The sequence below is a fragment of the Bordetella sp. genome, assembly GCF_057362025.1.
Genome location: NZ_JBMQQZ010000069.1, coordinates 25,420 through 36,367, shown reverse-complemented (window position 1 = coordinate 36,367; position 10,948 = coordinate 25,420). Strand labels below are relative to the sequence as shown.

General features: G+C 64.6%; 11 protein-coding genes. 7 read left to right on the top strand and 4 right to left on the bottom strand.

The genetic code is table 11. The annotated features are described in order from the left end of the window. Positions 1-112: 112 nt before the first annotated feature. The 3 genes from ACO1P8_RS13650 to ACO1P8_RS13640 all read left to right on the top strand — a co-directional run bounded on the left by ACO1P8_RS13650 (position 113) and on the right by ACO1P8_RS13640 (position 4,361). A complete protein-coding gene (locus tag ACO1P8_RS13650) occupies positions 113-1,117 on the top strand; it encodes a Bug family tripartite tricarboxylate transporter substrate binding protein (protein WP_486296425.1) in 1,005 nt (334 codons plus the stop codon). Between the two features lie 331 nt (positions 1,118-1,448). Beyond that, entirely contained in the window at positions 1,449-2,777 is a 1,329-nt protein-coding gene (locus ACO1P8_RS13645; protein ID WP_486296424.1) for a beta-propeller fold lactonase family protein, read from the top strand. A gap of 99 nt (positions 2,778-2,876) precedes the next feature. Beyond that, positions 2,877-4,361: an IPT/TIG domain-containing protein gene (locus ACO1P8_RS13640; protein WP_486296423.1), complete on the top strand. Its 1,485-nt coding sequence runs from the start codon at positions 2,877-2,879 to the stop codon at positions 4,359-4,361. A 75-nt stretch (positions 4,362-4,436) separates the two neighbouring features. Here ACO1P8_RS13640 and ACO1P8_RS13635 read toward each other — a convergent pair whose 3' ends face one another. Beyond that, positions 4,437-5,156, bottom strand: coding sequence for a GntR family transcriptional regulator (locus ACO1P8_RS13635; protein ID WP_486296422.1), 720 nt, complete (start codon positions 5,154-5,156; stop codon positions 4,437-4,439). 152 nt (positions 5,157-5,308) lie between these two features. Between ACO1P8_RS13635 and ACO1P8_RS13630 the strand changes: the two genes are divergently transcribed. The 3 genes from ACO1P8_RS13630 (at position 5,309) to ACO1P8_RS13620 (ending at position 7,687) form a co-directional block, all read left to right on the top strand. Beyond that, complete coding sequence (locus ACO1P8_RS13630; RefSeq protein WP_486296421.1) at positions 5,309-5,746, top strand: carboxymuconolactone decarboxylase family protein; 438 nt, start codon at positions 5,309-5,311, stop codon at positions 5,744-5,746. 10 nt (positions 5,747-5,756) lie between these two features. Continuing rightward, positions 5,757-6,617, top strand: coding sequence for an amidohydrolase family protein (locus ACO1P8_RS13625; protein WP_486296420.1), 861 nt, complete (start codon positions 5,757-5,759; stop codon positions 6,615-6,617). Between the two features lie 92 nt (positions 6,618-6,709). Continuing rightward, positions 6,710-7,687 carry a Bug family tripartite tricarboxylate transporter substrate binding protein gene (locus tag ACO1P8_RS13620; protein ID WP_486296419.1) on the top strand — a complete coding sequence of 326 codons (978 nt, stop codon included), beginning with the start codon at positions 6,710-6,712 and terminating at the stop codon, positions 7,685-7,687. A gap of 63 nt (positions 7,688-7,750) precedes the next feature. Here the strand turns inward: ACO1P8_RS13620 and ACO1P8_RS13615 are convergent, their stop codons facing one another. Continuing rightward, positions 7,751-8,566: a siderophore-interacting protein gene (locus tag ACO1P8_RS13615; RefSeq protein ID WP_486296418.1), complete on the bottom strand. Its 816-nt coding sequence runs from the start codon at positions 8,564-8,566 to the stop codon at positions 7,751-7,753. A 23-nt stretch (positions 8,567-8,589) separates the two neighbouring features. After that, positions 8,590-9,279: a PadR family transcriptional regulator gene (locus tag ACO1P8_RS13610; protein WP_486296417.1), complete on the bottom strand. Its 690-nt coding sequence runs from the start codon at positions 9,277-9,279 to the stop codon at positions 8,590-8,592. Between the two features lie 255 nt (positions 9,280-9,534). On the opposite strand from ACO1P8_RS13610, the gene ACO1P8_RS13605 reads away from it, so the two are divergent. Further along, on the top strand, positions 9,535-9,957 hold the full coding sequence (locus tag ACO1P8_RS13605; RefSeq protein WP_486296416.1) for a VOC family protein: 423 nt from the start codon (positions 9,535-9,537) through the stop codon (positions 9,955-9,957). A 4-nt stretch (positions 9,958-9,961) separates the two neighbouring features. Here ACO1P8_RS13605 and ACO1P8_RS13600 read toward each other — a convergent pair whose 3' ends face one another. Continuing rightward, complete coding sequence (locus tag ACO1P8_RS13600; RefSeq protein WP_486296415.1) at positions 9,962-10,942, bottom strand: tetratricopeptide repeat protein; 981 nt, start codon at positions 10,940-10,942, stop codon at positions 9,962-9,964. Between the last annotated feature and the right edge of the window lie 6 nt (positions 10,943-10,948).

Sequence of the window (10,948 nt, the reverse complement as noted above, 5' to 3'; positions counted from 1 at the left end):
TTGGTCGATTCTTTGCGCTTTACGAGCATTCAGCTTCTTGCGCATCATTGCGCCCTGCCGCCCTGCAAGGCGGCAATACGAACGCGCATCGCCCAAAAAAGGAGACAGATATATGTTGCGTACCGCCCTTTCCGGCGGCAGGCATGGCGCCCGCCTGCTCGCTCTGGCCGCCACCGTTCTGATCGCGATAGGCCCGCGTGCGGCCACCGCGGAGGACTGGACCCCTGCCCGCCCCATCCGCCTGCTGGTGCCCTACGGACCGGGCGGCAGTTCGGACGTCATCGCCCGCGCGGTGGCCGTGGAGATGTCGCGCGATCTTGGCCAGCAGGTCGTGGTCGAGAACAAAGGAGGCGGCCAGGGCACCATCGCGACCATGGAAGCGGCGCGCGCCAGGGCCGATGGCTATACGCTGATCCTGGGCCATGTCGGCACGCTGGCGGTGAATCCCGCGATGATGCCCAAGCTGCCCTATAGCCCGACCAAGGATTTCGCGCCCATCATCCTGCTGGCCAAGCTGCCGATGGTGTTCGCCCTGAATGCCCGGGTGCCGGCCAAGGACTTGCCTTCATTCATCGCGCTGGCGAAGAAGGAGCCGGGCAAGCTGAACTACGGTTCGGCCGGCAATGGGAGCGCCGGCCACCTGGCCTTCGAGATGCTGAAGACGGCCACGGGCATCGATGTGGTCCATGTTCCCTACAAAGGCACGGGCGCGCAATTGCAGGATCTGCTGGCCGGCAATATCGATGCGGCGGCGGCCGGCCTGCCCGGGCTGTTGCCGCAGGCCGAGAGCGGCCGGGTGAAGATCATCGCGGTGGGGTCTGCCCAACGCCTGGATGCAATCCCCAACGTGCCGACCGTGGCGGAATCGGGCTATCCCGGCTTTGAAAGTTCGCAATGGTTCGGGCTGCTGGCGCCCGCCGGCACGCCGGCGCCGGTCATCGCGCGCCTGAACAAGGCGGCGCATGCGGCGCTCGCCTCCGAATCGGTACGCCAACGCCTGGCACAGGATTCCAGCCAGGTCTCCGGCGCCGGTCCGGCGGCATTCGAGGCGTTCATCGTCGCGGAAGAAAAGCGCTGGGGTGAAGTCGTGCGGCAGGCCAATCTGCACGCGGAATAGCCGGGTTGTATCGCTAGCGAGCATTCATTCGGGAGATAGCGGCAGGCAATCCGATCTGGCGGATCCGAACGCACCAAAACGCAAAACGAAACGCGGCCCATGAAAATCGCCGACCTGCGTACGCGGCTATGTTTGTCCATAGCCGCGGCACCAGGTTGGAAGCCCGGGCAGAACGTGACTGCGAGCGCGCGAGGAAAAAACCATGTCTACCGCTACTTCCAGAATACGCTCCGGATCTGCGGGCATTTCCCGGCTACTCTCGGGAACAGCGCGAAGGACTGGAACACCATCGCCATGCTCCGCCAAGACATCTCCAGTTCGCGGGCGGGCCATGGCATGCGCGATTGCCCTGATAGCGGGCGCCGCCGTCGCGACCCCGCGAGCCGCGCAAGCAACGGCGGGCAACGTAGCGATTGCCGATATCCCCATCCCTGCGGGCACAACGACCAGCGTACCCGTGCGCGTGGTATTCACGCCGGACGGCAAGAAGGCTTACACCACCGATGAGGCCAACGATGCGGTCGCGGTAATGGACACCGCGACGCGGCAGGTCATAAAGACGATCAGTCTCGCGTCCATCGGCGGTATTCCGACCGATCTGGCGGTATCTCCCGACGGAGCGAAGCTGTACGTGCTAAGCCTGAATCCCGGTTCGGTGGCGGTCATCGACACGTCCAAGGATGAATTGGCATCCGCCAACAACGGCAAGGTCCAGGGCTACCAGGGTAACAACCCCTACGGTATTGCCTATGCCACGAATCAAAACCTCGCCCTGGTAACGAACAACGATGCCCAGGCGTCGGTAGCCATCATCGACACATCGAGCAGTGCGCAGATCGGCACGGTCTTGGGCTTTCCCACCGACCAAGGGGCGCGGGGCGTGGCGATTTCCCCGGATAACAGCCTCGCTTATGTCGCCCACGCCACCGGCGTCGCCGTGGTCCAGTTGGGCAAGGGCAGCGGCACTTATAAACAAGAGGTCGCGAACTATACCGGCAGCACGCCACTGAACATCGCCTTCGTGCCGGGCGACCGCTACCGGGCGTATGTCACCAATCAGGACCAGGTGGGTTCGGTGTCGGTCATCGACGAAGACAACGGCAATTACCGGGAAACGGGAACCGTGGGGAATTTCAAAGGTGCATTCCCTGCCGTTGTGGCGATGGCGCCGGATGGCAAAACGGCCTACGTGACGAATTATGGCTCCAACAGCGTGTCGGTAATCGATGTTGGTAGCCAAGTTGCCCAAACGACGGTGGATATGGGCAAATTCGAAGGCAGCAGCCCGAACGGGCTGGCCCTTCGCCTGGTCACAGGCCAAAAAAACCCGACCGCGGATCTTGCCTACGTAGCCGACAGCGGCTCGAGCAAAGTAACCGTGGTGCAACTGCCCGCCGCGGCCATCATCGAAAAGATCTCGCCGGACAGCGGCCCGCTTTATGGCGGTACGAAAGTAACCATCGCGGGGGCTCAACTGACCGACACCTCGTCGGTGGTCTTCGGGACCGCGAAAGCCACGCCAGAGTCTGTCACGGATGCGGCCGTGACGGTAGTCGCACCGCCAAGCACCGTGCTCGGCGCCGTGAACGTCCAGGTCGAAAACCCCGGCGGTAACGCTACGCAGGTCAACGGATTTATCTATATCACGGCGCGCCCGTGACGCCATCCGCCGGACAAAGCACGTCAGCCGCAGCCCTCCCCTCGCTCCACGCACAACCACAGGCCGAAAGCAAAGTCCGGCCCGATCCGGAAAAGGGAAATGCATACCATGGCTTATGGATCCCGTTGGATGACGATTCGCGGTTGTTGGCTCATGGCAATGAGTTGCGCCATGCTCATGCCAGCCCCGGCATCGGCGAGCAGAGGCAACATAACGACAGGCAAGGTCGCCGGCATGCCGGCCAATGTCGCCATTGCCGATATGGCGATGAACCCGGTCACGAACCAGATCATCCTGGCTGGGTATCGGTATATTCAAAGCGGCAATACCGGGCGGACTCAATGCATCCCCACTCCAGTGATCATCGTCGACGTAAAGCAAAACAAGGTCGTCGGCGGACCCGACAACGAGACGAGTTGCCAGGGCATAGCGGTGGCGGTATCCCGCGATGGCGCGAAGGCATATGTCAGCGTGGGCAATGATGTGGAAGTCATCGATATGAAGCCGAGTCCAAGTCACGTGAAGGGTACGGTGCAAGGCATGGACACGGGTCAATGCCTGCCGTATGCCTCATCGATTGCCTTCTCTCCTGACGGCTCCAAAGCCTATGTGGCCTTTGACACATCGTGCGACGACGGCATCCCGCGCATCGCGGTTATCGATGCGGTGAACGATACATTCCTGCGCTGGGTGACGGGCTTGCCGTCGGGGGTGCAGGGCGTGGCGCCCAGCCATCCCCACGTGAAATTCAACCCCGATCCCGCCAGGCAAGTTGCGTATGTCACATATAGCGTGGGGGCGCTGTGGGGCACGAGCGTGGTTTGGGCCTTGAATACCCGGACGGATGCCTGGGAACAAGCCATCGCGCCGACGGAACAGCAAGCATTGCTTGGCAGCCTGGCCTTTTCTCTTAAGGGCGACAAGGCTTTTGTTGCGGATTCACACAACTGCGGAGTAGCCATCATCGACGTGGCTACCGCGTCGGCGGCAGGCTTTACCAGCATGCCATCCTGCACCCTATACGGTGGCGTATCCGGTGTGGCCGCGTCGCCGGATGGTTCCACCATGTACGCATTCGGAAATACCTCGAATGCCACGCCGCATGTCATGGACAGCGGTGGCAACGTCATCGGCACCGTGGCGAATTACGATGGTTCGAGCTCTACCGGCGAGACGATCGTTTTCACAGGCGACGGTAAAGCCGCCTACCTCTCGAGGATGTATCACGCCGACAACGGCAGCAGGCAATCGCTGCGATCCTGGGTTTCCGCTTCCGATCTTGCCGTCGTACAGGTCCCCGGCATACCCGCTCAAATGCAAAAGGTGTCGCCGTCGACGGGCGTCGATGTTGGCGGAACACGGGTGTCGATCCGCGGCGCTTATTTGTCCGGGACCACATCGGTGCTATTCGGCGGGGCGGCAGCCACCGACCTGAATGTCGTGTCGGATTCCGAACTGACGGCGACCACGCCGCCGAACCCTGTGGGCCCCAAGGATGTGACCGTGGCGAATCCCGGCGGCAACGCCACGTTGAGCGGTGGGTTTACCTACACCACCGGCTTCAGCGGAAACGGACCGAAGTAAAACCGGCCGGGCGGGACACGAAGGGCTTTGCGGGTGAACGCACATGCATCGGGAAATGCGCCGGCCGGCGGCCGATCAATCCGCCGCAACGTCGGTGTCCGCGGCGGCCGCCTCGCTCAGTATCGCCATTACATTGCGCCCGGTACGCTCCAGATGGCGGGTCAGAATCTCCGCCGCGCGCTGCGCATCGCGCGCCATCGCTGCCTCGAAAATCGCCTGGTGTTCGCCGGGCACATTGGCGTCGGGCGCATGCCGCACCAGGAACAGGCGCCGGTAGCGGTCGCTGAGGTCGTGCAGGGTGCCGCAAAAGCGCAGCAGCAAGGGCATGCCGCAGGCGGCGAATAGCGTCAGGTGGAAGGCACGATGCGCTTTCTCCCAGGCTTCGCCGCGCGTGCCCTCGCGTTCCAGGCGGCTCAGGCGGTGGTAGGCCGCCACCAGGCTGTCTTCCCAGCGGTCGTCGCCGCGCGCCAGGGACTCGGTCAACGCCATGACTTCGAGTTGCGTGCGCAACCGGGTCACTTCCATCAGGTTTTCCGCCGAGACGGGCGCCACGCGGTAGCCGCGCTGGTCGGTGATCTGCACCAGGCCTTCGGCGGTCAGTCGGGTCAGCGCTTCGCGCAGGGGACTCAGGCTGACGCCGTACTCGCGGCGCAGGTCGTCCAGGCGCAGCTTGGCACCCGGCGCGTACACGCCCTGCAGGATGGCCGCGCGTACCTGGATGGCGACGGAGGCGGTCAGGGAGGATCCGGTTTCGGCGGCGAAGTCGGCCGCGAGCGCTTCCAGGGCGGTTTTCATGCGATGGCAGGACAGGACATGGCGGGGATTCTACCGCGCCCGGCAGCACAATCGATTGAACAAATAAAAATCGATTTTTCTATTGACTTCGATTATTTATCGGACAAAGATAGCCGCTTCCGGCGCATCCCGTCGCCGTCAAGGAAGCCATCATGTCCGCAGCACGCATCGACAAAGACATCGCCAGCAAGGCCATGGGCAAGCCGCACGACGGCATGGCCGAGTTGGCAGACTCCTACCGCGCCCTGCTCGGCTACCTGCCGCCGCGCGTGGAATCGCGCCTGCTGGTAACCGGGGCACTGGATCCCAAGCTGGTGAGCCTGCAGGAGGAAATCCGCGCCCATGCCATGAACCCGCCGTGCTTCGATACCAAGACCGCGCAGTTGATGATCTTCGGCATGCTGGTGGTGGAATTGAGCGATGCGGCCGTGATTCACGGCATCGCCGCCCGCCGCGCCGGCGCCACCTGGGAAGAGATGCAGGCGGTGGTCAGCATGGCCTATATCTTCCGTGGGGTGTCCGCGGCCAATCGTGGCGCGGAAATCCTGGCGCGTATCGCGGAACGCGAGGCGCAATCCGCATCGGAATAGCGCGACCGACATGCACGCCTGCCCCGCACCCGACCGCAACACCCGCGCGCCGCGCTTTCGCATGCCGGCCAACGCCTGCGATTGCCACGCCCATATCTTCGGGCCCGCCACGCGCTTTCCGTATTCCCCGGACCGCAGCTATACGCCGGAAGACTGCACGGTGGAAGACTATGAAAAGCTGCTCGCGACATTGGGCATCGATCGCGCCGTGATCGTGCATGGCGGCGCGCACGGCACCGATAACTCCGCCACGCTGGACGCCTTGCGCCGCATGGGTCCGCGCGCCCGCGGCGTGGCGGTCGTCCCGCCCGGCCGCCCCGCCGCCGAACGCGAAGCGATGCATGCGTTGGGCATGCGCGGCTACCGCATGTCGACGGTGGTGGGCGGCGGCGTGGGATTCGACGCCTTCGACGCGCTGGCCGGCGAGGCCCTCGAAATGGGTTGGCATCTGGTATTGCACTTCAAGAAATCCAGCGAACTGGTCGACCTGGCGCCGCTGCTGCTCGCATGCCAGGCCGATGTGGTGCTGGATCATCTGGCGCGCATCCGCGCGGAGGAAGGGGTAAACAGCCCGGCCTTTCGCGCCCTGGCCGGGCTGATGGACACCGGCCGCGTGTGGATCAAGCTCGCCAGCCTGTATCGCCTGTCCAACGAACCCTATCCGCACGCGGACATGCTGCCCATGATCCACGAGGCCGCGCAACGCTGGCCCGACCGCCTGATCTGGGGCAGCAACTGGCCGCATCCGATCTGCGATGTGCCGATGCCGAACGATGGCGACCTGGTGGACCTGATCCCGCTATGGATACCGGAACCGGCCGTGCAGCAAAAAATGCTGGTGGAGAACCCGGCCGTGCTTTACGGGTTCTGACGTGATTTCGAAGCCAATGCCGGCGGCCACCGCATCGGCAACGGCGGTAACAGCAAGACCTACAACAATATCGACCATGACGGAGACAAACCATGTTCAAGCAGTTGCGGCGCGCCGCGGCGGCCGCGGTCATCGCGTGCGCCCTGCCCGCCACAGCGGCCCTTGCCGCTGATGCCTGGCCGGCACAAACGATCAACATCGTCGTTCCTTTCCCACCCGGCGGCACCACCGACGTCGTGGCCCGCGTACTGGCCGAAAAACTCGGCCCCATCCTGAAGCAGTCGGTGATCGTGGAAAACCGCCAGGGCGCGGGGGGCAATGTGGGCGCCGCCTATGTGGCGCGCGCCAAACCGGATGGCTATACGCTGCTGGTTTCCAGCGCCGGCCCTTTAAGCATCAACCAGCAGTTGTATGCCAGCCCCGGCTACGATCCCATCAAGGACTTCGCGCCCATATCGATGCTGGCCTCGGTGCCCATCATGCTGGTGTCGAATATCCATGCGCCCTTCAAGACGGTGGCCGAACTGATCGCCTACGCCAAGGCCCATCCGGGCCGGGTCGCCTATGGCTCGCAAGGCAGCGGCACCACCAGCCATCTCACCATGGAGCTGCTGAAGCTGGATGCGGGCATCGACCTGCAGCATATTCCGTATCGCGGCAGCGCCCCCGCCGCCACGGATTTGATCGGCGGACAGATCCAGGTGATGTTCGACAATTCACCCACCACCTACCCGCAGGTCAAGGCCGGAACCATGCATCCCCTGGGCGTGGCATCCAGCCATCGCGTGCCCAGCCTGGAAGGCATTCCCGCCATCGCCGAGACCGTGCCGGGCTTCGAATCGGACGCGTGGTTCGGGCTGGTCGCGCCGGCGCGCACGCCGGCGGACATCGTGGACAAATTGAACGCCGCGGTGCGTCAGGTGCTGGCCGATCCGGCGGTCATCGCGAAGTTCAAGGCCACCGGCGTGGAGCTGGTCAGCGATACGCCGCAGGAGTTCCAGCGCTTCATCCTTTCTGAAAAAGAGAAGTGGGGCAAGATCATCAAGGCGACGAACCTGAAGTTGGGGTAGAAGCCTGGCGCCCACGCGTCCGTGGGCGCCATTTTGCCGCGTGCGCGCACAGCGCCGGCGCGTTCAATCGTCGTGGGTTTCGTGCACGGCCGACGCGCCGCGTTTCCAATAGCTGGACGCGCGGATGCGCGTCTTGGCAATGCCGCGCTCTTCGACCAGCACGCGGCGCACGGCCTTGGCGGCGACGGATTCCGCTGCCGCCCAGACATAGCCCTCGCCTGCCGGTAGCGCCACTTCGCGCACGGCCCGCTCCAGCACGACGGGATCGCCGGCGGCTGCGCCGTCGCGGTGCAGCCAGCGCACGGACAAGCCATCGCGGACGGGCAAAGGAATTTGCGCGCCGGCATCGGCCACTTCGATCAACGCGATCGCACGCGCCGAAGCGGGCAGTTCCTCGATGCGCCGGGCAATCGCCGGCAAGGCGGTGTCATCGCCGATAAGCAGGTGCCAGTCGAACGCCGTCGGCACGACGAAAGAACCGCGCGGCCCGCCCACGCCGATGAACTGGCCGGGGCGCGCCTGCGCGGCCCACGTCGATGCGGGACCGTCGCCGTGCAGCACGAATTCGATGTCGAGTTCGTTGGCATCCGCGTCGTAACGGCGCGGCGTGTAGTCGCGCGCGGCGGGACGCGGCACGCCAGGGGGCATGGAAATACCTTCCGGACCGACAGTAGGAAGCACGGGCCTGTCCTGGCCTGGTTCGGGAAAGAACACCTTCACGTGATCGTCGAACGAGCCCGATACGAAGCCGCGAAGGTCTTCGCCGGACAGGGTCACCCGCAATAATTGCGGCGATACCGCTTGCGTGCGAACGACTTGCAGCAGCCGCATTTTCAGTTCATGGCGCACGCGCCGAACGGCAAGATCTGGTTGGGTCATGGGAATGGTCGAGTAATAGGTTGTCAGGCCTTGGCGTCGCCGCGGATTTCATTGACGGCGCGCATCAGGATGGCCGCGATACGGCGCTGCTCCGCGGGGTCGGCATCGTCGCGGCGAAACAGGGCTTGCTTCAACTCCTGGCGGGCCTGGACCAGTTCCGGCACCCAGCCCGTGGAGACGTCCTCGCCGTTCGGGCCGGCTTCCATGGGCTGGCCCGTCCAGGCGCGGCGCATCCATTCCATTTTGCGGGCGATGTGCTTGAGCTTGCCGAACAGCAGGGCCAGGCGTTCGCGGTTGGCGTCCAGATGGGCGCGCCCGGGGTCGGCCAGGCGATAGCGCTTCTTGCTGCCTTCGAGTTCGACGGTGGCGTAGCCGATCTCTTCCAGGTAAGTCAGCGCGGGGTAAATCATGCCGGGACTGGGCGTGTAGTAGCCGCTGCTCATCGCGTCCAGCGCCTTGATCAGTTCATAGCCGTGGCTGGGATTCTGTTCCAGGATGCCCAGCAGCATGAGTTGCAGTTCGTCGCCGCCGAACTTGCGGCCGCGTACCCAGCCGCGGTCGCCCCCACCGCCGTCGGCGTCGTCGCCGTGGTCATGATGACCATGGCCGCCGCGATGGCCACCGCCTGCCCGGCCGGCCATCGCGCGATGGTGCATGGCCCGGCCGACCCAAGCGTGGCGGCCGGAGAAGAAATGATGGAAAGGGAAGTGCATGAAGGACCTCTCTATATCTTAAGATATATATCGTACGATATAGATGCCGGGCATGCATGTCAATACCTGTCTGCGGAAAATCGTTCGAAGACGGGAATGCCGTAACCCCCGGGGAGAACCGCGCCGCGATCGCCGCGGGCGTCCGGCAATGTCCAGCCGGAAACCTGGAACGCATGCGCGATTACACGTGCGCCGCCACCCTGTCGCCGGCAATCGACGCTACGCTATGCGATTGGCCGAACAGGAGAAGCGGATATGGAAGCGCGAGTCTCATTCATCACGCTTGGGGTCGAAGACCTGGAACGGGCCGTCGCTTTTTATCGGGATGGCCTGGGCCTGCCGACCAAGGGCATCGTCGGGCAGGAATTCGAACATGGCGCCGTGGCCTTTTTCGATATGCAGCCGGGGCTGAAGCTGGCGCTATGGGGACGCGAGGATCTGGCCGCCGATACGGGACTTCCCGTCGCGGCAGGCGCCGCGACGGGTTTTGCGTTGGCGCACAACGTGCGCAGCGAAGAGGATGTGGATCGGACCCTGGAACAGGCCCGCCAGGCCGGGGGCCGCATCGTCAAGCCGGGGGCAAAAACCTTCTGGGGCGGTTATGCCGGCTATTTCCAGGACCCTGACGGATATCTTTGGGAAGTGGCGTGGAATCCCGCCCTGCCCCTGGATCGATGAGTCTTCAGGTCCAATCGTCGGACCCGCCTCCACCGCCGTCGTCCCAGGAACCGCCGCTGTCGCTGGAAGACCCGTCATCGTCCCAGGGATTGCCGACATTCCAGGAGTTATCCCCACCGTCATTGCTGGCGACCTTGCGGGTGTCGTCGCCATCCCATGAACTCGCATCGCGCAGGCCGAAATCGGTGCCGCCCATGTCGTAGCCGGCCTCCTGGGAATTCGCGCTACCCACGTCCGGGACGGCCCCCGTGTCGACGACATTGCCGGCGTTGCCGGTATTGGCGGATCCCGACCCGCCATGCAGTACGCGATTCATCAAGGCCTCGCCGGCCACCACGCCTGCGCCGACCGCCGCGCCCGTGGCCAGGCCGCCCATGATGCTGGAGCCCATGCCGCCGGCGGCTTGCCCGGGGGCCGCGCCGCCGGGATACCCATAGCCGCCCTGCGGGCCGGCCGGCGGACCGCCGTAGGGCGCCGGCCCGCGGCCGGCACCATAGCCGTAAGGGCCATTGGGCCCCTGCGAATACGCGGCGCGCCGGCGCGCGCGCATGACCATCGACACGATGATCAGCACCGCGACGATGCCCAGCACCAGGCCCCACGGGTTACCCCCGAAAGTGCCTTTGCCCGCGGCGTGCGAGGCATTGCCCGACGCGATCAGCGTGCGCAATTCGTCCACCGCGCCAGGACGGGCGAAGTTCTGGCTGGGATCCAGGCGCAGGGCGGTATTCAACTCTTCCTGCGCCTGCAGCAGCTTACCTTGCTTGCCCAGCAATTCCGCTTCCACGAAATGCGCCTTGGCGCTGTTCGGATGATCGCGCAGGATCTGGTCCATCATGGTCTGGGCCTCGCGGTAGTGTCCGGCCTGCGCGGCCTGGTACACCTGGTCGGGCGTCGCATCCGCCGCCATGGCGTTGCCGCCGAAGAGCAGGCAGGCCGCCACCAGTATCGAACCGGCGAATGATTTCGAATTCATGGAGTACATAGGGAA